Here is a 24,154-nt window from a genome sequence, read left to right on the forward strand (position 1 = left end):
TCAGGATGCTTCTAATGAAAAAAGTTGTACTTGCTGCACTGCTTGCCAGCCTGAGCCTGAGCGCTTCTGCCGCGCAAACCCTGCGTTTCGCGACCGAGGCGTCTTATCCGCCGTTTGAATTTGTCGACTCCGACAACAAAATCCAGGGCTTTGACGTCGATCTGGCCAATGCGCTGTGCAAAGAGATCGATGCGACCTGCACCTTTACCAACCAGGCCTTCGACAGCCTGATCCCCAGCCTGAAATTCCGCCGTTTTGACGCGGTGATGGCCGGCATGGATATCACGCCAGAGCGTGAAAAGCAGGTGCTGTTCACCAAACCTTACTACGACAACTCTGCGACCTTCATCGCGCAGAAAGGCAAGCTGGCGGACGTTGCGGCGCTGAAAGGCAAGCGTGTGGGCGTACAGAACGGCACCACGCACCAGAAATACCTCTCTGACAAGCACAGCGACATCACTATCGTGCCTTACGACAGCTACCAGAATGCGGTGCTCGACCTGAAGAATGGCCGTATTGATGCGGTGTTCGGGGATACCGCCGTGGTTAACGAGTGGCTGAAGCAGAACACCAACCTCGCCGCGCTGGGTGAGAAAGTGACCGACAAAGCCTACTTCGGCACCGGTCTCGGCATCGCCGTGCGTCAGGGCAACAGCGAACTGCAGCAGAAGTTCAACGGCGCGCTGGATAAGATCAAAGCCGACGGCACCTACAAAACCATCTACAACAAATGGTTTCAGCAGTAATTTCTGATGAATGAAATGATTCCACTCGCAAGCGCCGCCGGCATGACCGTCGGCCTTGCCGTTTGTGCCCTGATCGCCGGCCTCGCGCTGGCGATGATTTTTGCTGGCTGGGAATCGCTGCGCTGGAAACCGCTGGCGTGGATCGGTACCGGGCTGGTGACGCTGATTCGCGGCCTGCCGGAAATTCTGGTGGTGCTGTTTATCTATTTCGGTGCCTCGCAGCTGCTGCTGACGCTGTCGGACGGCTTCCAGCTCAATCTGGGCCTGTTCACCCTGCCGGTGCAGATGCAGATTGAGAACTTTGATGTCAGCCCGTTCCTGTGCGGCGTGATTGCGCTGGCGATGCTTTATTCGGCTTACGCCTCTCAGACGCTGCGCGGTGCGCTGAAAGCGGTGCCGTCCGGCCAGTGGGAATCAGGCCAGGCGCTGGGCATGAAAAAGTCAGCGATTTTCTTCCGCCTGATTATGCCGCAGATGTGGCGCCATGCGCTGCCCGGACTCGGCAATCAGTGGCTGGTGCTGCTCAAGGATACGGCGCTGGTGTCGCTGATTAGCGTCAACGATCTCATGCTGCAGACCAAAAGCATTGCGACGCGCACCCAGGAGCCGTTTACCTGGTATCTGGTGGCCGCCGCGATCTATTTAGTGATTACGCTATTCAGTCAGGCGGTGCTGCGCCGTATTGAATCACGTACCACGCGTTTTGAGCGGGGGGCCTGACGCATGCTGGCGTATTTACCTGAGCTACTGAAAGGCCTGCATACCAGCCTGACGCTGACGGCCGCCTCACTGGTCGCCGCGCTGCTGCTGGCGCTGCTGTGCACCATTGTGCTGGCGCTGAAGCTGCCGCTGCTCAACTGGCTGGTCAAAGGCTATATCACCCTGTTTACCGGCACGCCGCTGCTGGTGCAGATTTTCCTGATCTATTACGGTCCCGGCCAGTTCCCCAGCATTCAGAACGTGCCGTGGCTCTGGCATTTACTGTCGCAGCCGTGGCTGTGTGCCATGCTGGCGCTGTCGCTTAATAGCGCAGCCTACACCACACAGCTGTTCTACGGCGCGGTGCGCGCCATACCATCCGGGCAGTGGCAGTCCTGTGCCGCGCTGGGCATGCGCCGCCGCGATACGCTGCGTATTCTGCTGCCGTACGCGTTTAAGCGCGCCCTCTCCTCTTACTCCAACGAAGTGGTGCTGGTGTTCAAGAGTACTTCGCTGGCCTATACCATTACGCTGATGGAAGTGATGGGCCACGGCCAGCTGCTGTATGGCCGCACCTATGACGTCACCGTATATGCTGCCGCCGGTCTGATTTATCTGGTGGTTAACGGCCTGCTGACGCTGCTGATGCGCCTGGTCGAAAAGCGCGCGCTGGCGTTTGAGCGCCGCAACTGATCGTCTGACGCGGTGCGAAGGAAAGCGCCGCGCCCTTTCTCGCTATATTTGATTGCAGCGAAATAAATTTTTAATCATATTTATTGCATACAAATGCATTAACTGGCATCGTGTAAATCGTTTCGCCTCTGGCATGGTTTACAGGAGCCTTATAATGAAAAAATGGATTGTTGCGGCAGTGATGGCAACGCTGGCAATGAATGCTTATGCGGCAGAGAAAATTCGTTTTGCTGCCTCAGCCACCTATCCCCCGTTCGAATCACTCGATCAGAATAACCAGATTGTCGGTTTTGATATCGACCTCGCTAAAGCGCTGTGTCAGCAGATGCAGGCCGAGTGCACTTTCACCAATAACGCCTTTGATAGCCTGATTCCTTCGCTGAAATTCCGTCGCTATGACGCGGTCATTTCCGGCATGGATATCACCGCCGAGCGCAGTAAGCAGGTCGATTTTACTCAGCCCTACTACGCCAATTCGGCGATTGTCATCGCCCACAAAGGTGAATATAGCGACTTTAGCCAGCTGAAAGGCAAACGCATCGGCGTGGAAAACGGCACCACCCATCAGAAATACCTGCTGGAGAAGCATCCGGAAGTAATTGCGGTGGCCTACGACAGCTACCAGAACGCGATCCTCGATCTGAAAAATGGCCGGCTCAACGGCGTATTTGGTGACAGCGCAGTCGTCAATCAGTGGCTGAAGGCCAATGCGGATTTGAGCGCGGTCGGCGAGCATATTACCGACAGCGACTACTTCGGCACCGGGCTCGGCATTGCGGTGCGCAAGGGCAACAGCGCGCTGCTGCAACAGCTGAACAGCGCGCTGGCGGCGCTGAAAGCCAACGGTCGCTGGCAGCAGATCAATCAGAAGTGGTTCCCGGAATAAGCATTATGGAGTTGCGTGGCGCCGGGCCTGCCAGGTTCTGCACGTCCTCAGCGCAGCCGGGCGCTACGCGATTCCACCCTTACGACGCAGTAACGTCAGCACCTCGAAATGTGCGGTGTGCGGGAACATATCGAACAGCTGAACGCGGCTGATGTCATAGTCGGCCAGGCGGGCAATGTCCTGCGCCATGCTGGCGGGATTGCAGCTGGAATACAGGATGTAGTCCGGTGCCATGCGGCTCAGCCAGGCGCACAGTTCAGCACCAATACCGCGACGTGGCGGATTGACCAGCACCAGCTGCGGCACGCTCGTATGCCCGGTGGCAAACTGCGTGGAATCCAGCGCGGCAAAACTCACCTGCTCTAACCCCAGCTGCTGCGCCGACTGCTGCGCGCAGGCGATGGCTTCCGCACTGATTTCAATGCCGGTCAGCTGCATCTGCGGCGTGGCGCAGTGCAGGCCAAAGCCGCCAACGCCACAGAACAAATCCCACATGCTGTGCACCGGCAGTTCCGCCACCCAGTCGCGTGCCGTTGCGTACAGCGCAGCCGCCACCTGCGGGTTAGTCTGGAAGAAACTTTGCGGACGGATATACAGCGGCACGCCGTTGAAGCGTTCCGGCAGCGCCTGCTCAGGCGTCAGCGCCATCTCCTCCTCGCCCTCCAGTATCGCCATGTGCACCGGCTGAATATTGGCGGAGATCACCTGCAGCTGCGGCAGCTGCTGTTGCAGCCACGGCAGCGCGGCGCGCAGCTGCGCCAGTTTGCTGTGCGAGCGCAGGACAAAACGCAGCATCATGCCGCCCTGGGTACTCTCCGTCAGCAGCAAAAACTTCAGCTCGCCGCGTTTGCGCGCCACGTTGTACGGCGTCAGACCGGCACGGGCGATAAAGGGTTTCAGCACGTCGAATACCGCCGCGAAGCTGGCGGGATAGAGCGGACAGGCGCAGAGATCCACCGGCTCGCCGTCACGCGCCACCACGCCGAACAGCGGTTTTTCCACGCTGCCGCTCACCACCATCTTGGCTTTATTGCGAAACCCCTGCTGCGCCGAGGTAACCGGCGGCCGCCAGTCGGCGACCGGCATGCCGTCCAGCAGCTGCGTCAGCTGCGTCTGCTTGTCGCTCAGCTGTTGCGGATAGGGTTTTTCCAGCCACTGACATGAGCGACAGCGACCGGCCTGATAAAGCGCGCAATGCATGGAAAGGCCTGTATTGAGAATCTGGAGCAAAAACGGGGGCCGATTGTATCACCGGCTGCGGAAAAATGCGCGACTGCTGGCCGGCACAAACAGCAACAGCAGCACCAGCACATCCGGCAGTTTCTGCAGCAGCGTGTGGTGAATAATCTGCGCGTTATTCTCGCCGGGAATGCTGAAAATCTCCGGATAGATCCAGCCCACCGACGCCATTAGCATGTACAGCAGCACCACGATCTGCGTGGCCACATAGCCCCAGCGCCCGGCATTACTGCCGCGCATCAGGGTAAAGGCACAGCGCAGTTCAAACAGGAAAATCAGCTGGCTGGCGATAAAGATCAGCGTGGAGTCCCACGCCTGCGCGCTGCGGTGCACAAAATTGGCGATTTCGTCATAGCCCAGCTCATTGGCCAGCATCAGCACGCTGATACAGCGCGTGGCGATAATGGCGCTGCCGGCAATGGTCACCGGCACGGGCGTGGAGGTTAACACCAGGTTTTTCAACGTTTCCGACATTGCGCGCGCTCCATAAGAAAAGGCTGACAGAGTCAGCCTTGCTTATATTGGCAAATGTTGCGTCACTCAGCCACGTTTTGCTTTCTGAATATCGCGCAATCGCTGTTTTTCTTCGTGCGCCATAAAGCGCCAGGCGATAAAGCCGACCAGCCCGACCACAAACAGAATCAGCGAGGCCAGCGCGTTGATCTCCGGATTGACGCCGCGCCGCACCGTGGCAAAGATCGCCATCGGCAGCGTGGTAGCGCCCGGCCCGGTGACGAAGCTGGCGATCACCAGGTCGTCCAGCGACAGAGTAAACGCCAGCAGCCAGCCGGTAATGATTGCCGGGGCAATCATCGGCACGGTAATCACGAAGAACACCTTCAGCGGCGTGGCGCCGAGGTCCATCGCCGCTTCTTCAATTGAGCGATCCAGCTCGCGCAGCCGCGAGTTGATCACCACCGCCACATAGGCGGTACAGAACGTGACGTGCGCCAGCCAGATGGTCAGCATGCCGCGATCGCCCGGCCAGCCAAAGGTGTTGCCCATCGCCACGAACAGCAGCAGCAACGACAGACCGGTGATCACGTCGGGCATCACCAGCGGCGCGGTGAGCATGAAAGCAAAGCCGCTGTGGCCGCGAAAACGCCCGAAGCGCACGATAATCACCGCCGCCATGGTGCCGAGCACCACTGCCATGGTGGCCGACAGCGCCGCGATGGTCAGGCTCAGGCCAACCGCATCCAGCATCGCATCATCCTGGAACAGCACGCGATACCAGTGAAACGAGAAGCTCTCCCATACCGTCACCAGCTGCGAGCTGTTGAAGGAGTAAACCACCAGCAGCAGCATCGGCGCGTACAGGAACAGGAAGCACAGCGCCAGAATCGCGGTGCGCCACGGAGAGCGGATTACCGGTAGCTGATTCATCCCTTCTCCCCCATTTCACGGTTTTGATGTTTGTGGAACCAGACGATCGGCAGAATCAGGATTAGCAGGATGATCACCGCCAGCGCCGAGGCCACCGGCCAGTCGCGGTTGTTGAAGAACTCCTGCCACAAAATGCGCCCAATCATGATGCTGTCCGGTCCGCCGAGCAGTTCCGGGATCACGTACTCGCCCACCGCCGGGATAAATACCAGCATTGAACCAGCAATAATGCCGCCTTTGGTCAGCGGCACGATGACGCTGAAGAAGGTTTTCAGCGGGCGCGCGCCGAGGTCCAGCGACGCTTCCACCAGCGAATAATCAATACGCGTCAGCGCGGTGTAGATCGGCAGCACCATAAACGGCAGGTAGCAGTAAACGATACCGATATACACCGCCGTGTTGGTGTACAGGATGATAAGCGGATGATCGATCACGCCAAGCCACATCAGGAAGCGGTTGAGGATCCCGTTGTTGTTCAGCAGTCCCATCCACGCATAGACGCGCACCAGGAACGAGGTCCACGACGGCAGGATCACCAGCAGCAGCAGGATGGTGCGCATGGAGGGCTTGCTGTGCGCCACCGCCCACGCCAGCGGATAACCGATCAGCAGACAGATCACCGTTGAGATCGCCGCCACCTTCAGCGAGGTGAGATACGCTTCGGCGTACAGCGGGTCGTCGGTCAGCGTCAGGTAGTTGCCCAGATTGAGCACCAGGTTGAGCTGGTCGTCCGCCCAGGTCACCAAATCGGTGTACGGCGGAATGGCGCGCGCAATATCGGCGAAACTGATCTTCAGCACGATGAGGAACGGCAGCATAAACAGCAGGATTAGCCACAGATAAGGCAGCGCGATCACCAGCTTGCGACCGTGCTGCATTTTCATGCGCGTGCCCCAGCGCTGCAGCGGTGTGCCCGCCACCTCCGGCTCGCTGCGTTGAGAAATCTGGCTCATAGCGCCTCCTTAAACCGTCAGGACCACACAGCTGTCGGCATCCCAGCACAGGCGCACTTCATCGCCCCAGGTGGGCGCGCCTTTCCGGTAGCGATGCGCATTCTGCAGCTGGGCGCTGATCATCTGACCGCTGCGCAGCCGTACGTGGTAAATCGACAGATCGCCGAGATAAGCGATGTGCACCACTTCGCCGACGGCAAAGTTGCAGCCGTCGGCCGGCACCTCGTCGCACAGCATGACTTTTTCCGGCCGCAGCGCCACGTGCACCGGCACGTTGTCCACAATCGACACATCGGTCTGCACCTTGAGCGGATGCATCAGCCCCGGACTGTCGATCACCACGCCCTCGTCGCGGCGCTCGCGCAGCAGGCCATCAAACACATTCACCGAGCCGATAAACTCGGCGCTGTAGCGGCTGGTCGGGTGCTCGTAAATCTCTTCCGGCTCGCCGATCTGCACAAATTTACCGCGGTTCATGATGGCGATGCGGCCCGCCATGGTCATGGCTTCTTCCTGATCGTGGGTCACCATCACGCAGGTAGCGCCTACGCGCTCCAGAATATCCACCACTTCGTGCTGCATGCGGTCACGCAGTTTTTTATCCAGCGCGCCCATCGGTTCGTCGAGCAGCAGCAGCTTGGGACGTTTCGCCAGGCTACGCGCCAGCGCCACGCGCTGACGCTGGCCGCCAGAAAGCTGGTGCGGCTTACGTTTGGCGTACTCTTCCATATGCACCAGCGCCAGCATCTCTGCCACCCGGCTGCTGATTTCGCCTTTCGGCAGTTTGTCCTGCTTCAGGCCAAAAGCGATGTTCTGTTCCACCGTCATGTGCGGAAACAGCGCGTACGACTGGAACATCATGTTAATGGGCCGCTGATACGGCGGCACGTGGGACAGATCCTGACCATCCAGCACAATCTGGCCGCTGCTGGGAATTTCAAAGCCGGCCAGCATCCGCAGCAGCGTGGACTTGCCACAGCCGGAAGCGCCCAGCAGTGCGAAAATTTCGCCTTTGTAAATGGTCAGGCTGACATCATCCACGGCGTGCTGGCCGTCAAACGATTTCGTCAGGTTGCGGATTTCCAGCAGCGGCGTTAACGCCTTAGCCGTTTTATTTTGGGGGCGGGGAATCGCGTCGTTCACTCACATGTCTCCGGCGCTAAGCGGGATAGCGCGGCACAGCCAGCCGCTAAATGACACAACAGAGGCCAGCACCGCGCCTCTGTTGTCGTTTACCGATAAGGGAATCCGTTCAGAACGAATTACTTACCACTTTTTACTTTAGTCCATGCACGGGTACGCGCACGATCCAGTTTCGGATCCTGGACCTTGAGCACAAACAGTTTGGCCATCGCTTCCGGCGTCGGGAAGATACCCGGATTGTTGCGCACATCCGCATTGATCAGCGGCAGCGACGCTTTGTTGCCGTTGGCGTAGTTCATCTTGTTGGAGACGTCGGCAATCACTTTCGGATCCATGATGTAGTTCAGCCACTGATAAGCCGCATCCAGATTTTTCGCGTCTTTTGGAATGGCCATCATGTCGAAGAACGCCAGCGCGCCCTCTTTCGGTACGCTGTAACCGAGATGGACACCGTTGTTGGCTTTCACCGCGCGATCTTTCGCCTGCAGAATATCGCCAGACCAGCCGATGGCGACGCAAATGTTGCCGTTGGCGAGGTCATTGATGTACTGCGAAGAGTGGAAGTAGCGGATATTCGGCCGCAGCTTCAGCAGCAGATCGGTTGCCGCACCGGTGTAATCTTTCGCGTCAGAGCTGTTCGGATCTTTGCCGAGGTAGTTCAGCACGGTGGCAAAAATCTCTTCTGGCGCATCGAGGAACGAAACGCCGCAGCTCTTCAGTTTTTCCAGGTTTTCCGGCTTCAGCACCAAATCCCAGCTGTTCACCGGCGCATCGGCGCCCAGTGCCGCTTTGACTTTATCGATGTTATAGCCAATACCGGTGGTGCCCCACAGGTAAGGAATGGCGTATTTGTTACCCGGATCGTGCTGGGCCACTTTCGCCATCAGATCGGGATCGAGGTTTTTATAGTTAGGCAGCTTGCTCTTATCCAGCTCCTGGAACACACCCGACTGCAGCTGACGCGCGAGGAAGCTCGACGACGGTACCACCACGTCATAACCGGTGCTGCCGGCCATCAGTTTGCCTTCCAGCACTTCGTTGGAGTCAAACACGTCGTAGACCACTTTGATGCCGGTCTGCTTTTCAAAATTAGGCACGGTGTCGGCCGAAATATAATCGGACCAGTTATAAACGTGCAGCGTTTTATCCTCTGCCTGAGCGCCCACGGCCGCAGCCATCAGCACACCTGCAACCACACCTGGCAACCATTTTTTTGACTGGTTGATCATGTTTTCTTCCTCCTGAGCGGGTCATCACAACGCTGCATACACGCGATCCGGTCGTTGCGTTGTCTGTTAAATTACAGCCACACAATGAATCAATATTCAGCGGGAGTTTAATAGCAAAAACCTATAGCTGCGCCGTAGTTGCACGTATCAGACAGCCCCGCAAGAATAGCCCCCCTGATTCCTGCGTGCCAGATCCCAGCTTAAAAAACGCCTTTTTGCGATAAGTTATGCATGTTTCTGCTATGCACTCTGGCACTAGCGGCATAAAGCACGACTAATATCTGGCAATAAAGGGCAAAATGCAGAATAAAAAGTGGTGGGCCTGAAATGAAAACTGCCGCAAAAAGCGGCAGTTAGCAGGAGGGAAAAAATCAGTGCAGCATGCTGTGGCTGCTGACACTCGGCGGACGCTCCTCGTCTTCGCCCATCATCAGCAGATGATTAGCGAACGCTTCCATGATCACCATCGAAATTCCCTCTTCGCTCTGCTTCATGAAGTGGGTGAACTGACCCAAGGTGATGCCGGCGCTTACGCTGATTGACTGGCAGACAATCAGCTTCGGCAGGTTGTCATCCTGTATATCGATAAAGGCTTTCACCGTGAGCGAACTGGCATTGATTTGCGACAGTTCACCAACCAGCGGGATCAGCGCGGTGGGCTTTACTTCTGCCAGCGCCGAGAAGAGGATAACGTTATCCACCAGGTCGATTTTCGCGTCAAACACCCCGTCAAAATTCTGCATATGCGGCAGATGCAAAGCCTGACAGGCGTCGCATTCGAACCAGGTGATATTTTGTTGATCCAGCCAGCGACGCAGCATGTCGATGTCAGGAACGACCAGTGAATCCATCGTTGTATCCTGTGGGGTGAATAAATAAGCGCCTTAGCTTACGGAAAAATGGCTGCAGATGCCACGAAAACCGCGCAAAAGCGCGGTTCAGCCCCCGGTTTTCGGACGATAACCGGGACAGGCGTGCTGCTCAATCCAGCGGATCATCATGGCGGCAATGTCTAAACCGGTGCTGCCTTCGATGCCCTCCAGCCCCGGAGAAGCATTGACCTCCATCACCAGCGGACCCCGGTTGGCGCGCAGAATATCCACACCCGCCACGGCTAATCCCAGTGTCGTGGCCGCTTTGACCGCGATCTCGCGCTCCTGATCGGTAATGGTGACGGCGCGGGCGCTGCCGCCGCGGTGCAGATTAGAGCGGAAATCGCCCTCTTTCGCTTCCCGCTCAATCGCTGCCACCACTTCGTCGCCAATCACCAGGCAGCGGATGTCGCGCCCGCGCGCCTCTTTGATGAACTCCTGCACCAGAATATGCGCATTGAGACCGCGAAACGCATCGATCACGCTCTCTGCCGCCTGGCGGGTTTCCGCCAGCACCACGCCGATCCCCTGCGTCCCCTCCACCAGTTTCACCACCAGCGGCGCGCCGCCGACCATGGCGATCACATCCTGCGTATCATCCGGCGACGAGGCAAAGCCGGTAACCGGCATGTCGATGCCCTCGCGCGCCAGCAACTGCAGCGAGCGCAGCTTGTCGCGTGCACGGGTAATGGCCACCGACTCGTTGAGCGGATAGCTGCCGAGCATCTCGAACTGACGCAGCACCGCCGTACCGTAAAAGGTGGTGGCGGTGCCGATGCGCGGGATCACCGCGTCGAAATGGCCGAGCGCCTCACCGCGATAGTGCACCGCCGGCGAGTCGGAGTTGATGTTCATGTAGCAGGAGAGCGGATCGATCATCTGCACCTGATGGCCACGCGCTTCCGCGGCTTCACGCAGGCGTTTACAGGAGTAGAGCGCGCCGTCACGGGTGAGAATGGCCATCTTCATTACAGCGGTCCCTGTGCTTAGCGCGTTGCCCAGCCCTGCTGATGCAGGTAGTCCAGCATGAACGGTCGCGTTTCTTTAATAATCAAACGCTGAATCAGTTCACTCCAGGTTTCCGAGCGCTGATTGCTGTCGCGCTGCTGATAGTAAGCGGTGATCTGCTGGTCATATTGCGCCAGCACTGCTTTATCCAGCGGCTGGTAGCGGTTTTCATGCACCAGCATCGCCTGCGGCATGCGCGGCTTGACGTCCGGTGACGCGTCGGGATGGCCGATGCAGAAACCAAACAGCGGCAGCACAAACTTCGGCAGCCCCAGCAGCTCCGTCACCTGAGCGATGCTGTTGCGAATGCCGCCAATAAACACGCCGCCTAAACCGAGCGATTCCGCAGCGACCATGGCGTTCTGCGCCATCAGCGCGGTATCGACACAACCCAGCAGCAGCTGTTCGGCTCGGCCCAGCTGAGCCTCAGGGCAGATTTGCTGGTGGCGGTTGAAGTCGGCGCAGAACACCCAAAACTCCGCTGCGGCGCTGACCCACGGCTGGCCGCCGGTGAGCTGCACCAGCTGCTCGCGCAGGGCGCGGTCGGTGATACGGACAATGGAGGAACATTGTAAAAAACTGGAGGTCGAGGCCGCCTGCGCCGCAGCGATAATCGCGCTGCGCTGGGCGTCATCAATCCCCTGCTCAGTAAAGGCGCGAATGGAACGGTGGCTGCAAAGCAAATCAATAGTCGGCGTCATAATCCTCTCCGGTTACTTCTTTTTGTGGGTGTGATTGAACAACTGCGGTGCCATCGCCTTTGCGGTGCGCCACATCATCAGCCACGCTGCCGGCAGCATCAGCGCAATGCCGAAGAAAAACAGCAGCGTTGCCAGCGGTTTTTTCGCCATGAATGCCGGTGCCGCCAGCCAGTCGTTGACCAGCAGCAGCGCGCCAATCACTGCCAGCACGCCCAGCGCTTCCAGCAGTAGCACGGGTTTGGGCAACGTCGCCAGATTACGCATGGTTCAGGGCTCCTCAGTGTTCATCTGTTTCTGCTGCAGGTGATACCCGATTACTGTAGTACGGCATTGTGACCGGGTATAGACAGCGCGCATTAGAGTAACAGGCAATTTCTGCTTTTCTTAAGCAGGATGGGCGGGCATGATGTGACGCATTATTCACGCTGTGATGTGAGACAAGTCACAAAACAGCAGCGGAAGGAGAGAAGCAATGATTGCAGTGATTTTTGGCCGTTCCAGCTGCCCATACTGCGTACGAGCAAAAGAGTTAGCCACGAAGTTAACCAGCGAGCGCGACGATTTTAATTATCAGTACGTCGATATCCAGGCGACCGGCATCACTAAAGCCGACCTGGAAGCGCGTGCCGGCAAACCGGTTTCTACCGTGCCGCAGATCTTCCTCGACGACCAGCACATCGGTGGTTACACCGAATTTGCGGCGTGGACCAAAGAAAACCTCGGCATCGAAGCCTGACCTGACGGGCCTGCGGGCCCGCCTTCGCTTCACTCAACTGGTGCGCATCGCCAGCATAATGCGCAACAGGCGCACCAGCAGCGCACCGCACCCCGCCCAGAATAGAGCACTCAGGCTCCACGCCGTCACCAGCAGCAAGCTGTGCGTCATCGGCATCACCAGCCACACCCACGTCATGCCCAGCAGCGTTCCGCCCAGCGCGATCCACAGTGTGCCGATCAGCGGACTGTCCGGCTGCAGCAGCGCCATCACGATGCCCGGCAGCAGAAACAGCAGCAGTTCCGGCTGTCCACGCACCGCCTGCGTCGCGGCGGCGGACCAAAAATGATGTGCAAAAATAAACACCAGCGTATAAAGCATCACGCCCAGAACCGATGCTGGCCAGCGATTATTGCGCTGCAACATACCTCTCCTCAACTTTGACGTTAACAATATTGAAACTTTTAACTGCCCTGATGCGCTTACGTGGAAATAAAAAGAAACAGCTGAAGGCAGAAGGAATGAAAACTGCTGATAGCTGAGGGTGTTAATTATGATTAGAATGGCGCCGCTTTATGTGGGTCACAGATTAAGAACATTCGGTGACCGGGCCGTGCGCTGCCGTCACAAGATAGCGAAAAAATCCCCTTTCATCAACCCGTTACAGGTAAATAAGAAGTTAAACCGTGAACATTAACGTCGCAGAATTGTTAAGCGGAAATGACGTTCTGTTATTATTTGTCGTATTAGCCCTCGGCCTGTGCCTGGGTAAATTACGCCTTGGCTCCGTACAACTCGGTAATTCTATTGGTGTGCTGGTGGTTTCGCTGATTCTGGGTCAGCAACACTTCGCGATTAATACTGACGCCTTAAGTCTGGGCTTTATGCTGTTTATTTTTTGTGTCGGGGTGGAAGCCGGTCCCAACTTTTTCTCCATCTTTTTCCGCGACGGTAAGAACTATTTCTTTCTGGCGATCGTCATGGTGGTCAGCGCCCTGCTGATTGCGCTGACGCTCGGCAAACTGTTTGGCTGGGATATCGGCCTCACCGCTGGCATGCTGGCCGGCTCGATGACCTCAACGCCGGTGCTGGTGGGCGCAGGCGATACGCTGCGGCAAAGCATCAGCGACACGCAGCTGCTGGGTCGCATGCAGGATAACCTCAGCCTGGGTTACGCCCTCACCTATCTGATTGGGCTGGTCAGCCTGATTTTCGGCGCACGCTACCTGCCGCGCCTGCAGCATCAGGATTTGCCGACCTGCGCCCAGCAAATCGCGCGCGAGCGCGGTCTGGATGCGGACAGCCAGCGTAAAGTGTTCCTGCCGGTAATTCGTGCTTATCGCGTTGGTCCGGAGCTGGTTGAGTGGAGCGGCGGCAAAAACCTGCGCGAGCTGGGGATTCACCGTCAGACCGGCTGCTACATTGAGCGCCTGCGGCGTAACGGCATTCTCGCCAGTCCGGACGGTGATGCCGTGCTGCAGCTCGGCGACGAGATTTCCCTGGTGGGCTATCCGGATGCCCATGCGCGTCTCGACGCCAGTTTCCGTAATGGTAAAGAGGTGTTCGATCGCGATCTGCTCGACATGCGCATCGTCACCGAAGAGATCGTGGTGAAAAACCACAACGCGGTGAATAAACGCCTGAGCCATTTAAAACTGACCGATCATGGCTGCTTCCTTAACCGGGTAATTCGCAGCCAGATTGAGATGCCGATCGACGACAGCATTATGCTCAACAAAGGCGATGTGCTGCAGGTGAGCGGCGAAGCGCGCCGGGTGAAAAGCCTGGCCGATCGCATCGGCTTCATTGCTATTCACAGCCAGATGACCGATCTGCTGGCGTTCTGCGCCTTCTTTATCATCGGCCTGATGATCGGCATGATCACTTTCCAGTTCAGTAACTTCAGCTTTGGCCTGGGCAACGCCGCCGGGCTGCTGTTTGCCGGCATCATGCTCGGCTTCCTGCGCGCCAACCACCCGACGTTTGGCTACATCCCGCAGGGTGCACTGACCATGGTGAAAGAGTTTGGCCTGATGGTGTTTATGGCCGGGGTTGGCCTGAGCGCCGGCAGCGGGCTGCAGCACGGTCTCGGCAGTGCGGGCGCGCTGATGCTGCTGAGCGGCCTGCTGGTGAGTCTGTTGCCGGTGGTGATTTGCTATCTGTTCGGCGCTTACGTGCTACGCATGAACCGCGCGCTGCTGTTCGGTGCCATCATGGGCGCGCGCACCTGCGCACCGGCCATGGAGATCATCAGCGATACCGCCCGCAGCAGCATTCCGGCGCTCGGCTATGCCGGCACCTACGCCATTGCCAACGTCTTGCTGACGCTGGCGGGGACGCTGATCGTCATCATCTGGCCGCTTTTGCCTGTTTAAAAATATTTTTACACGCGTCAGAACTAATCGGACGCGATGCAGTCTGAATAAGTGCCACTGCTTTTCTTTGAAATCCCCAAATTGAGGAGCCCGTTAGCCTTCTGCTAGCGGGTTTTTTTATGCCTGCTACGTGTCCCCCTTAAGGTTTCCCTAAGCGTGATTTGCCACCCTGTGACTCTGGTTTCGCTATTTGCAAATATTCATGCAACTTTCATCAAAGTTAAACACTCCAACAACCCGCAGTGAGATTCGGAGCGCGGCTATTTATTCTCTGTCCGCGCGCTTCTACGCTATCAACCTTATTTTGCTGGCAATTCTGGCGCTGGCGTTTCTGTGGTGGTCGCGCCACGAAAGCCTCGACATCGCCATCAGCCAGCGCTGGTTTGATCCGCTCACCCGGCGTTTTCCGTGGCAACACAACCGCTGGCTGGATCTGATTAACCATCGGCTGATGAAGGATGTGATTATCGCTGGCGCGGTGCTGCTGTTACTGCGCGGCCTGCAACAGCGCGACGCCCGGCGCGTGCTGGTGGCCCTGCTGTTTGGCATGGGGCCGCTGGTGGTGGGCATGCTGAAGGCGCATAGCGCGCACTCCTGTCCGTGGGATCTGGCGCTGTTCGGCGGCAACGCCGCGAGCTTTCCGCTGCTGGCGGCGGTACCGGCCAACAGTGGCCCCGGCCAGTGCTTTCCGGGCGGCCATGCTTCCAGCGGCTTTGCGCTGATGGCGCTGTTTTTTTTGTGGTGGCCGGAGCGTCCACGCCGCGCGCTGCTGGCGCTGGCAATGGGTATCGCCTGTGGCCTGCTGATGGGCTATGGCCAGGTGATGCGTGGTGCGCACTTTTTCTCCCACAATTTGTGGGCGGGCTGGTGGGTGTGGCTCAGCCAGCTGCTGATTTTTGCCGCAATTTCTTTTTGGGTAAACAAGACGAGGACGAGGAAACGTGATGGAAGCTCTTAACCACACCCTCTTTTTATGGATTAACGCCACGCCGGATTCACCCGCGTGGCTGCTCAGCCTGGCGACCTTTATCGCCAAAGATGTGATTGCTATTGTACCGTTGCTGATTGTCGCCCTGTGGCTATGGGGGCCGCGCGATCAGCTGCAGTCGCAGCGCGCACTGGTGCTGAAAACCGGCATGGCGCTGATTTATGCGCTGAGCATCTCCTGGTGCGTGGGCCAGCTGTTGCCACACCCGCGCCCGTTCGCCATTGGCTTCGGTCACCAGTTCCTGTCACACGCTGCTGATGACTCCTATCCCAGCGATCACGGCACCACAATTTTTACCTTCGCGCTGGCGTTTATTTTCTGGCACCGTCTGTGGTCCGGCGTGGTTTTGCTGGCGATTGGCAGCGCTATTGCCTGGTCACGCGTGTATCTCGGCGTGCACTGGCCGCTGGATATGCTGGGCGGTTTTCTGGTGGGGTTGCTTGGCTGTCTGGCTTCGCATCTGGCGTGGCAGCTGTACGGTCAGCGCATGCTGGCGCTGACGCATCAACTCTACCGCGCCCTGTTCGCGATGCCGATTAAAAAAGGCTGGGTGCGCGGATAAACTCAGCCGGCAGGCGGGTTAGCCACGGGCTGACCCGCCGTCCTGAGATTAACTGAACCACTTACCGAACCAGCCGTTGAATTTCATCATAATGAAATCCCAGATACGGCCAATAAAGCCGGCTTCCGGTACATCCTCCATCGCCACCAGCGGACGCTGCTCAATGGTTTTGCCATCCAGCTGGAAATCGATAGTGCCCACTACCTGATTCTTTTTCAGCGGCGCTTCCAGCTGCGGTGTGTTGAGGGTAAAGCTGGCCTTGAGATTTTTCATCTGCCCTTTCGGGATAGTGATCGCCGCATCCTTCGCCACGCCGAGGTTGACCTGGCTGTTTTCGCCAAACCACACGCGCTGCTGGGCAAACGGTTTATCGGCTTTAATCGGCGTAACGGTTTCATAGAAACGGAAGCCCCACGTCAGCAGCTTCTCACTCTCGCGGAAGCGAATTGCATCGGTCTGCGCGCCCAGCACCACCGAAATCAGGCGCATATCGCCGTCCACCGCTGAAGCAACCAGATTGTTGCCCGCCCCCGAGGTATGCCCGGTTTTGATGCCGTCAACCTTGAGGTTGCTGCTCCACAGCAGCCGGTTGCGGTTCATCTGTTTGATATTATTAAAGGTAAATTCTTTTTCGCTGTTCAGCGCATACTCTTCCGGCACATCAGCAATCAGGCGCTGGCCGATAATCGCCATATCGCGTGCGGTGCTGTACTGGCCTTCGGCGTCCAGACCGTGCACCGTCATGAAGTGGGTGTTTTGCAGGCCAAAGGCTTTAACGTAATTGTTCATCAGGCCAATAAAGGCATCCTGACTGCCGGCGACATAGTCCGCCAGCGCGATACAGGCATCATTCCCCGACTGGATCACCACGCCCTTATTCAGTTCCGAGACCGGGATGCGGTCGCCCGGCTTGAGGAACATCAGCGACGACCCGCGCAGTTTCGGATTGCCGGTGGCCCAGGCATCCTGGCCGATGGTCACCATGTCGTTACTGGTGATTTTGCCGGATTTCAGCGCCTGGCCGACCACGTAGCTGGTCATCATTTTGGTCAGACTGGCGGGGTCAAGACGCTGGTCGGCATTGGACTCTGCCAGCACTTTACCGCTGCTGTAGTCCATCAGAATCCAGGCTTTTGCCTCAATCTGCGGTGCCGCCGGTGCCTGCTCGGCCTGAGTGGTGACAGGGACGAAAAGCAACAATAATGAAGTGGCCGCCAGTGGCCGCCAGACTGAAGTCAGGGATGTTTTTCTCATGAGCGTGACCCAATTGTCCTTGTAAAATCACGGATTTGTGCAGGTAAGACATGTCTTACCAAACGCTAACGGTTCACGCCGGTGAAAAAAACCGCCAAACCGTAAAGTTTTTTAGAGTTTGTTAGAGTAACCCTGGCATTAAGGCCGCTGCGCTGCCAGTGCGCGGGCGTCAGGGCAGAGGAAAAATTGCGAGAAATTCCGAATTTTCGCAGAACAGTTAAGCCAGTCACAAAATTCCGCTAACCTGATGCCAGTCAGCCCGAGGAGAATCATGATGGACTTAGCCGTTTTCGATCTGGATGAAACCCTGATTTGTGAAGACAGCACCAGCCTCTGGCTGCGCTGGCTGGTTTCGCAGGGGTTTGCACCGGAAGAGATCATTCGTCAGGAGCAGGCGCTGATGGCGCAATACCACGCCGGCAGCCTGTCGATTGAAGAGTACATGCGCACCACGCTCTCACCGCTCACCGGCATGGCGACGCTCACCGTCGCAGGCTGGGTGCGGCGCTTTATTCATCGCGATATCCTGCCGCGCGTCTTTCCCGCCGCGCGCGAACGCATTCAGTGGCATCAGCAGCGTGGCGACACGGTAATGATTATTACCGCCAGCGGCGATCACCTCGCCGTGCCGATTGCGGAACGGCTGGGCGTACACGGCGCACTGGCGATTGGCGTGGAAGTGGTCGATGAACGCTACAGCGGTGAGATTTACGGCACCGCCACTTACCGTGAAGGCAAAGTTTCACGACTCAGCGACTGGCGAGCGCTGCAGCAGGATCGGCGCTTTGAGCGCACCTGGGCGTACAGCGATTCGATGAACGATCTGCCGCTGCTGTCGCATGCCGATCATGCATGGGTGATTAACCCGGACGCGCTGCTGCAGCAGGAAGCGCAGCAGCGCGGCTGGCAGGTGTGTAACTGGGTGCGCTGATTAACCGCGCGCGGCGCTGGCGGCATCCGCCAGCCCGACTTTCAGCAGCTTGCCATTGGCCTCATCGGTCAGCACATACAGATAACCATCCGGCCCCTGACGAACATCGCGGATGCGTTCGCCACGGTCACCCAGCAGCCGCTGCGCCTCTTCGACCTTTTCGCCGTTAACGCGCAGACGGATCAGACTTTTATCTTTCAGCGCACCGATAAACAGCGAGTTTTTCCACTGGGGAAAGCGCGCGCTATTGTAAAACGCCATGCCGCTGATGGCCGGCGATTGCTGCCAGTAAAACAGCGGTTGCTCAGTGCCGGCAACGGCGCTGCCCTGCGCTTCCGGCACTTTCTGCCCACTGTAATCAATGCCATACGTCGCCAGCGGCCAGCCGTAATTTTTGCCCTTCGCCGCCAGATTCACCTCATCGCCGCCGCGCGGGCCGTGTTCACTCTCCCACATCTGCTGCGTCCACGGATTGAGCGCCAGCCCCTGCGGGTTGCGTACGCCGTAAGACCAGATCTCCGCGCGTGCGCCCTGACGATGGTTAAACGGATTATCCGCCGGCACCTTGCCGTCCTGCGTCAGACGGACAATCTTGCCCGACAGTTTGTCCAGTTGCTGCGCGCTGCGGCTGGCAAAGTTATCGCCGAACGCGATGTACAGATAGCCCTGGCGATCAAACGCCAGCCGCGTGCCGATGTTGGCACCGCCGGAGAGTTTCGGCGTTTGCTCCAGCACCACCTTAAAATCCTGCAGCTGACGGAGATCTGCGCTGAGCGTGCCGTAACCCACCACGCCGCCCGCGCGGCCGGTGTCATCGGCGGTGGTATAACTGAGCCACACCCGACGGCTTTGCGCGAAGTCCGGCGCCAGCACCACATCCAGCAGACCGCCCTGGCGGTTGGCCCACACGTCGGGTACGCCGCTAATCGGCTGCGATAGCCCCCGGCCCGGCTGCCAGCTGCGCAGCTGTCCGGAACGTTCGGTAATCAGCAGGGTTTGCTGGTCGGGCAGAAACGCCACCGACCACGGATGATCGAGCTTGTCCTGTAATACCTGCACCTGGACATCAGCCGCCAGCGCGGTAAAGGAACCGCTGAGCGCGCCAGCCAGCAGCGCAACACGCCATAAACGCATGGGATTCTCCTTTTCACAGTCTGCCGTTAAGGGTAGTCAGCCAGTTAGAAAGGATGTGCAGGATTTACAAAACATTAAGCCCGGCGCAGTGGCCGGGCTTGTAGCAGGCAGGATTATTCGAAGCAGGTTTCCGGGTTTTCCGACAGTGAAATGAAGGATTCACCGCCTTTGGTCAGGGCAATAATGCCGCCGCTTTCAATATCATAAACCCAGCCGTGCAGGCGCAGCTTGCCTTTGCGCAGCGCGACCGAAACGGAAGGATGCGTTTTGATATTGTTGAGCTGGGCAATCACGTTCTCTTTCACCATTTCGTTGAGGCGTTTCTCAACCGATTCGTAGTTGCGCTCTTCCACCACCGCTTTTGCCGCATTGGCGTAGTGCAGCCAGTGGTCAACCGCCGGCATGCTCTCGAGATCGGCGTTGGACGCAATCGCGTTCATCGCACCGCAGTTGGAGTGACCACAAATGATAATTTCGGTTACGCCCAGCGCGACCACCGCATACTCGATGGTTGCTGACACGCCACCCGGCTCCGGACCAAACGGCGGGACGATGTTACCGGCGTTACGGATCACAAACAGCTGGCCCGGCTCCGACTGCGTCACCAGCTCTGGCACCAGACGGCTATCCGAACAGGAGATGAATAAAGCTTTAGGATTCTGGTTGGACGCCAGACTCTTGAAAAGATCCTTCCTTTCAGGAAACACATTCTGTTGAAAATTCAGAAAACCTTTGACGATCTCTTGCATTTGTCTGTTCTCACATTATCCACTTCAGCCCCGGCAGAGAGAAACTCACCGCTGGCGCGCTTTAAAATTCTGTAATGTCGATAATAACTTACAATTATCAACCCGATATTTAAGCAAAATCGACCCGCTTGCACAACCCGGATGTCCGCCACCCAGTGACTAATGAGCGTGGGTTACCCTCAGCAAGCATAGCGTTAACATCAATTTTTGCCGCCAATCAGATTCTCACGCAGCCTATACATTTTCCCCGTCAACCTCTGTACAATCGCGCTCCTGTCCACCTTAATTATGATGAATTTTTATCCTTATGAGCCATGTCAAAAATCCGCCGCGTGTAGGCTTCGTCTCTCTCGGCTGCCCAAAAAACCTCGTTGACTCTGAACGCATCCTGACGGAGCTGCGGACAGAAGGCTACGACGTGGTGCCACGCTACGATGATGCGGAGATCGTCATCGTTAACACCTGTGGATTTATTGACAGTGCCGTACAGGAATCACTGGAAGCGATTGGTGAAGCGCTGAACGAGAATGGCAAAGTGATCGTCACTGGCTGCCTCGGCGCCAAAGTGGATCAGATCCGCGAAGTGCATCCGAAAGTGCTGGAGATCACCGGCCCGCACAGCTACGAGCAGGTGCTGTCACACGTGCACACTTACGTGCCAAAACCCGAGCACAACCCGTTCCTCAGTCTGGTGCCGGAACAGGGCGTGAAACTGACGCCGCGCCACTACGCTTACCTGAAAATTTCCGAAGGCTGTAACCATCGCTGCACCTTCTGCATCATCCCGTCAATGCGTGGCGATCTGGACAGCCGTCCGATTGGCGCAGTACTCGATGAAGCTAAACGTCTGGTGGAAGCGGGCGTAAAAGAGCTGCTGGTTATCTCGCAGGACACCTCCGCGTACGGCGTCGATGTTAAACACCGCACCGGTTTCTGGAACGGTTCGCCGGTGAAAACCAGCATGGTCAGCCTGTGTGAGCAGCTGGCGAAACTCGGCGTCTGGGTGCGTCTGCACTACGTTTATCCGTATCCGCACGTGGATGACGTGATCCCGCTGATGGCCGAAGGCAAAATCCTGCCTTACCTCGATATTCCACTGCAGCACGCCAGTCCGCGCATCCTGAAGCTGATGAAGCGTCCGGGCGCGGTTGAGCGCACGCTGGAGCGCATCAAACGCTGGCGTGAAATCTGTCCGGAGCTGACGCTGCGTTCCACCTTCATCGTGGGTTTCCCGGGCGAAACCGAAGAAGATTTCCAGATGCTGCTCGACTTCCTGCGTGAAGCGCGCCTCGATCGCGTTGGCTGCTTCCAGTACAGCCCGGTTGAAGGCGCCACGGCTAACCAGCTGCCGGATCAGGTTCCGGACGACGTCAAGCAGGCGCGTTTTGACCGCTTCATGCAGTTGCAGCAGCAGATCTCCGCAGAGCGTCTGCAGGAGAAAATCGGTCGCGAGATTCTGGTGATCATTGATGAAGTGGATGAAGAAGGCGCGGTCGGCCGCAGCATGGCCGACGCCCCGGAAATCGACGGTGCGGTCTATCTGAATGGCGATCGCCAGGTGAAGGTCGGCGAGGTGGTGCGGGTCAAAGTCGAACACGCCGACGAATACGACCTGTGGGGCACGCGCGTTTAACCGTACTTTTGCTGGTGCGCTTTTTTGCGCGCCAGATAATCGTTATCGGCGCGCAGCCGGTCCCAGCACGCTTTGAATACGGCCGCCGCAGCGGCCTTTTCTTTTTCTACCGTCCGCGGCAGCTCTTTGCCGTCGGCACCGTATTTCCGTCCGCCCTGATGATTGCTGTAGCGGCGCGCGCGGGTGTACCCCATCTGAATAAATTTGCGCGCCATATCCATACCGACAAAATCATCCTGCGCGCGATACGCCTCGAACAGCTGCATGATTTTTTCTGATGACTGCTGCGCCAGCTCGACGGTGCGAAAGCGCCAGTGCGGCAGAATTTCGCTTTTATAAGGTTCCACCATCAGCACCCCCTGCTCGCCGCGTCCGACCTGATACAGCTCCGGATGCTGACGGAAGTCGAGCTGTTTAAAATCCTGCTGGTAATTGAAGGGTTTCATCCCCTGGCCTCCTGTCCGTAACCATTACTGCGGTGAATTATTTCGCTGCCGCACTTTAGTGATGCTTTTTTCCACCGATAACATAACTACCGGCTCATTTGCTAAGAGATGCTCACATGTTCAACAAGATGAAAATTGTGACCGCCATTGTGGTTATTCTGGTGGTATTCACAGCCATGCAGGCCATATCCGGCTCGCTCTTTTTCTCCTCGCTGCGCGCGGGACAACATAATTTCACCGCCAGCAATCAGTTGTCTCATCAGCAGCGCGAGCTGGGCGACGGCTGGCAAACGCTGGTGAAAACCCGCGTCACCATCAACCGCGTGGCGATCCGTATTCTGAAAAATCAGACTGACGAGCAGTCGCTGGCGGCGATTAACAAGCTGCTGCTGGCAGCCGGTGCCTCGCTGGAAGCGGCGCAGCAGCACTTCAATCAGTATAGAAGCTATCCGCGCATCGACGGCCAGAGTGCGTCGACCGCCGATCTGATCGACAATAAATTCAAAGCGTTTGCCGCGCTGCTGCAGCAGTCCGCCGTGTTTCTGAAAGCCAATAACTACGCGGCCTACGGCAATCTCGATGCGCAGCAGGCGCAGGATGAACTGGAACAGGCTTATCAGCAGTGGCGCGATGAAAACATGCAGCTGATCAATCAGCGCAGCCTGCAAAATGACAGCAACTATCAGCAGGTGCTAATCATGATTGCCGTCATCGCGCTGGTGGTGGTGCTGATGGTGGCGGCGGTATGGACGCTGGTACGCCGCGTGCTGCTGGCACCGATGCAGCAGGTGCAGCAGCAGATCGAGCGCTTTGCCGAAGGCGATTTGTCAGCCAGCCTGCAGGTGGCAGGCCGCAGTGAAATGGCGGCCATTGCCGCCAGCCTGAACCATATGCAGCAGGCGCTGCTTGGTACCATTAATAACGTGCGCGACAGCGCGGATGCCATTTTTGGCAGCGCCAGCGCCATCGCCAACGGTAATAACGATCTCTCGGCGCGGACCGAACAGCAGGCTGCCTCACTGGAAGAGACCGCCGCCAGCATGGAACAGCTGACCGCGACCGTGAAGCAGAATGCTGACAACGCGCGTCAGGCCACGCAGCTGGCGAAAACCGCGTCGGACACCGCCGACAAAGGCGGTAACGTGGTGGAAGGCGTGGTGAAAACCATGCGCGACATTGCGGACAGCTCGAAGAAAATCGCCGACATTACCAGCGTCATCGACGGTATCGCTTTCCAGACCAACATTCTGGCGCTCAACGCCGCGGTAGAAGCGGCGCGTGCCGGTGAGCAGGGGCGCGGCTTTGCAGTGGTGGCGGGCGAAGTGCGCAACCTGGCCCAGCGCAGCGCGCAGGCGGCGAAAGAGATCAAACTGCTGATTGAAAACTCCGTGCAGCGCGTGGACCTCGGTTCGCAGCAGGTCAGCAGCGCTGGCGATACCATGCAGGAGATTGTCAGCGCGGTGACGCGCGTCACCGATATCATGGGTGAGATTGCCTCGGCTTCCGATGAGCAGAGCCGCGGTATCGACCAGATTGGCCAGGCGGTGAATGAGATGGATCGCGTGACGCAGCAGAACGCCACGCTGGTGCAGGAATCGGCCAGCGCCTCGGCATCGCTGGAGCAGCAGGCCAGCCGGCTGTCATCGGCGGTGGCACGGTTCAACACCGGCGCCCGCCCGCCTGCTGCGGTAACCGAGCGGGTGGTGAAACCGGTGCTGCCCGCCCCGACCCGCGCTCTGCCCGCGGCGGTGAGCCACGGTAACGATAACTGGGAAACGTTTTGATGCGCTGAAGTGTTAATAAAATCAATGG

Annotated in this window: 26 protein-coding genes; 11 read left to right on the forward strand and 15 right to left on the reverse strand. The window is 57.8% G+C overall.

Annotated elements, in window-relative coordinates; all coding sequences use genetic code 11:
- Positions 1-14 precede the first annotated feature (14 nt).
- The 4 genes from artJ to F3I21_RS04335 all read left to right on the forward strand — a co-directional run bounded on the left by artJ (position 15) and on the right by F3I21_RS04335 (position 3,024).
- Entirely contained in the window at positions 15-746 is a 732-nt protein-coding gene (gene artJ, locus F3I21_RS04320; RefSeq protein ID WP_059008980.1) for an arginine ABC transporter substrate-binding protein, read from the forward strand.
- A gap of 6 nt (positions 747-752) precedes the next feature.
- Positions 753-1,466 carry an arginine ABC transporter permease ArtQ gene (gene artQ / locus F3I21_RS04325; protein ID WP_021508373.1) on the forward strand — a complete coding sequence of 238 codons (714 nt, stop codon included), beginning with the start codon at positions 753-755 and terminating at the stop codon, positions 1,464-1,466.
- 3 nt (positions 1,467-1,469) lie between these two features.
- Positions 1,470-2,138 (forward strand): arginine ABC transporter permease ArtM, encoded by a 669-nt coding sequence (gene artM / locus F3I21_RS04330; RefSeq protein WP_059008982.1) that lies wholly within the window; start codon positions 1,470-1,472, stop codon positions 2,136-2,138.
- A 154-nt stretch (positions 2,139-2,292) separates the two neighbouring features.
- Positions 2,293-3,024 carry an arginine ABC transporter substrate-binding protein gene (locus tag F3I21_RS04335; RefSeq protein WP_104092759.1) on the forward strand — a complete coding sequence of 244 codons (732 nt, stop codon included), beginning with the start codon at positions 2,293-2,295 and terminating at the stop codon, positions 3,022-3,024.
- Between the two features lie 63 nt (positions 3,025-3,087).
- Here the strand turns inward: F3I21_RS04335 and rlmC are convergent, their stop codons facing one another.
- The 10 genes from rlmC to F3I21_RS04385 all read right to left on the reverse strand — a co-directional run bounded on the left by rlmC (position 3,088) and on the right by F3I21_RS04385 (position 11,819).
- The gene (gene rlmC / locus F3I21_RS04340; RefSeq protein WP_150058397.1) at positions 3,088-4,224 is read right to left on the reverse strand and encodes a 23S rRNA (uracil(747)-C(5))-methyltransferase RlmC; all 1,137 of its coding nucleotides are present in this window, start codon (positions 4,222-4,224) and stop codon (positions 3,088-3,090) included.
- Between the two features lie 48 nt (positions 4,225-4,272).
- Entirely contained in the window at positions 4,273-4,737 is a 465-nt protein-coding gene (locus F3I21_RS04345; RefSeq protein WP_021508377.1) for a YbjO family protein, read from the reverse strand.
- Between the two features lie 66 nt (positions 4,738-4,803).
- Positions 4,804-5,649 carry a putrescine ABC transporter permease PotI gene (potI, locus tag F3I21_RS04350; protein ID WP_058757786.1) on the reverse strand — a complete coding sequence of 282 codons (846 nt, stop codon included), beginning with the start codon at positions 5,647-5,649 and terminating at the stop codon, positions 4,804-4,806.
- Complete coding sequence (gene potH, locus F3I21_RS04355) at positions 5,646-6,602, reverse strand: putrescine ABC transporter permease PotH (RefSeq protein ID WP_021508379.1); 957 nt, start codon at positions 6,600-6,602, stop codon at positions 5,646-5,648. The genes potI and potH overlap by 4 nt, the downstream gene beginning before the upstream one ends.
- Positions 6,603-6,611: 9 nt before the next feature.
- Complete coding sequence (gene potG / locus F3I21_RS04360) at positions 6,612-7,745, reverse strand: putrescine ABC transporter ATP-binding subunit PotG (protein WP_021508380.1); 1,134 nt, start codon at positions 7,743-7,745, stop codon at positions 6,612-6,614.
- A 119-nt stretch (positions 7,746-7,864) separates the two neighbouring features.
- Positions 7,865-8,974 (reverse strand): spermidine/putrescine ABC transporter substrate-binding protein PotF, encoded by a 1,110-nt coding sequence (gene potF / locus F3I21_RS04365; RefSeq protein ID WP_021508381.1) that lies wholly within the window; start codon positions 8,972-8,974, stop codon positions 7,865-7,867.
- 371 nt (positions 8,975-9,345) lie between these two features.
- Positions 9,346-9,825, reverse strand: a complete 480-nt coding sequence (locus tag F3I21_RS04370; RefSeq protein WP_058769529.1) for a YbjN domain-containing protein — start codon at positions 9,823-9,825, stop codon at positions 9,346-9,348.
- 87 nt (positions 9,826-9,912) lie between these two features.
- Complete coding sequence (gene rimK, locus F3I21_RS04375) at positions 9,913-10,815, reverse strand: 30S ribosomal protein S6--L-glutamate ligase (protein ID WP_021508383.1); 903 nt, start codon at positions 10,813-10,815, stop codon at positions 9,913-9,915.
- A 17-nt stretch (positions 10,816-10,832) separates the two neighbouring features.
- Positions 10,833-11,555, reverse strand: coding sequence for an oxygen-insensitive NADPH nitroreductase (gene nfsA / locus F3I21_RS04380; protein ID WP_058757789.1), 723 nt, complete (start codon positions 11,553-11,555; stop codon positions 10,833-10,835).
- A gap of 12 nt (positions 11,556-11,567) precedes the next feature.
- Entirely contained in the window at positions 11,568-11,819 is a 252-nt protein-coding gene (locus tag F3I21_RS04385) for a DUF1418 family protein (RefSeq protein ID WP_058775352.1), read from the reverse strand.
- A gap of 208 nt (positions 11,820-12,027) precedes the next feature.
- Between F3I21_RS04385 and F3I21_RS04390 the strand changes: the two genes are divergently transcribed.
- Positions 12,028-12,291 (forward strand): GrxA family glutaredoxin, encoded by a 264-nt coding sequence (locus F3I21_RS04390; protein WP_010618314.1) that lies wholly within the window; start codon positions 12,028-12,030, stop codon positions 12,289-12,291.
- Between the two features lie 33 nt (positions 12,292-12,324).
- On the opposite strand, the gene ybjM is transcribed toward F3I21_RS04390, so the two are convergent.
- Positions 12,325-12,696, reverse strand: coding sequence for an inner membrane protein YbjM (ybjM, locus tag F3I21_RS04395; RefSeq protein WP_058757791.1), 372 nt, complete (start codon positions 12,694-12,696; stop codon positions 12,325-12,327).
- Positions 12,697-12,956: 260 nt separating this feature from the next.
- Between ybjM and F3I21_RS04400 the strand changes: the two genes are divergently transcribed.
- The 3 genes from F3I21_RS04400 to ybjG all read left to right on the forward strand — a co-directional run bounded on the left by F3I21_RS04400 (position 12,957) and on the right by ybjG (position 16,195).
- Complete coding sequence (locus F3I21_RS04400) at positions 12,957-14,645, forward strand: aspartate:alanine antiporter (protein ID WP_021508387.1); 1,689 nt, start codon at positions 12,957-12,959, stop codon at positions 14,643-14,645.
- 202 nt (positions 14,646-14,847) lie between these two features.
- The gene (locus F3I21_RS04405) at positions 14,848-15,603 is read left to right on the forward strand and encodes a phosphatase PAP2 family protein (RefSeq protein ID WP_141496503.1); all 756 of its coding nucleotides are present in this window, start codon (positions 14,848-14,850) and stop codon (positions 15,601-15,603) included.
- A complete protein-coding gene (ybjG, locus tag F3I21_RS04410) occupies positions 15,590-16,195 on the forward strand; it encodes an undecaprenyl-diphosphate phosphatase (protein WP_021508389.1) in 606 nt (201 codons plus the stop codon). The genes F3I21_RS04405 and ybjG overlap by 14 nt, the downstream gene beginning before the upstream one ends.
- Positions 16,196-16,243: 48 nt before the next feature.
- On the opposite strand, the gene F3I21_RS04415 is transcribed toward ybjG, so the two are convergent.
- On the reverse strand, positions 16,244-17,449 hold the full coding sequence (locus tag F3I21_RS04415) for a serine hydrolase (protein ID WP_059008996.1): 1,206 nt from the start codon (positions 17,447-17,449) through the stop codon (positions 16,244-16,246).
- Between the two features lie 274 nt (positions 17,450-17,723).
- On the opposite strand from F3I21_RS04415, the gene F3I21_RS04420 reads away from it, so the two are divergent.
- On the forward strand, positions 17,724-18,380 hold the full coding sequence (locus tag F3I21_RS04420) for an HAD family phosphatase (RefSeq protein ID WP_021508391.1): 657 nt from the start codon (positions 17,724-17,726) through the stop codon (positions 18,378-18,380).
- Here F3I21_RS04420 and F3I21_RS04425 read toward each other — a convergent pair whose 3' ends face one another.
- Positions 18,381-19,514 (reverse strand): PQQ-dependent sugar dehydrogenase, encoded by a 1,134-nt coding sequence (locus F3I21_RS04425; protein ID WP_021508392.1) that lies wholly within the window; start codon positions 19,512-19,514, stop codon positions 18,381-18,383. It abuts the gene before it with no gap.
- A gap of 113 nt (positions 19,515-19,627) precedes the next feature.
- On the reverse strand, positions 19,628-20,263 hold the full coding sequence (locus F3I21_RS04430; RefSeq protein WP_021508393.1) for a carbonic anhydrase: 636 nt from the start codon (positions 20,261-20,263) through the stop codon (positions 19,628-19,630).
- Between the two features lie 307 nt (positions 20,264-20,570).
- Between F3I21_RS04430 and rimO the strand changes: the two genes are divergently transcribed.
- A complete protein-coding gene (rimO, locus tag F3I21_RS04435) occupies positions 20,571-21,896 on the forward strand; it encodes a 30S ribosomal protein S12 methylthiotransferase RimO (RefSeq protein ID WP_021508396.1) in 1,326 nt (441 codons plus the stop codon).
- On the opposite strand, the gene F3I21_RS04440 is transcribed toward rimO, so the two are convergent.
- Positions 21,893-22,342: a DUF4385 domain-containing protein gene (locus F3I21_RS04440; protein ID WP_021508397.1), complete on the reverse strand. Its 450-nt coding sequence runs from the start codon at positions 22,340-22,342 to the stop codon at positions 21,893-21,895. The two genes, rimO and F3I21_RS04440, sit on opposite strands and share 4 nt — an antisense overlap.
- Positions 22,343-22,458: 116 nt before the next feature.
- On the opposite strand from F3I21_RS04440, the gene F3I21_RS04445 reads away from it, so the two are divergent.
- Positions 22,459-24,126, forward strand: a complete 1,668-nt coding sequence (locus F3I21_RS04445) for a methyl-accepting chemotaxis protein (RefSeq protein WP_058775348.1) — start codon at positions 22,459-22,461, stop codon at positions 24,124-24,126.
- Positions 24,127-24,154 lie beyond the last annotated feature (28 nt).

The sequence above is a fragment of the Pantoea sp. B_9 genome (assembly GCF_008632015.1).
In the GTDB taxonomy this organism is placed as follows: Bacteria; Pseudomonadota; Gammaproteobacteria; order Enterobacterales; family Enterobacteriaceae; genus Pantoea; species Pantoea dispersa.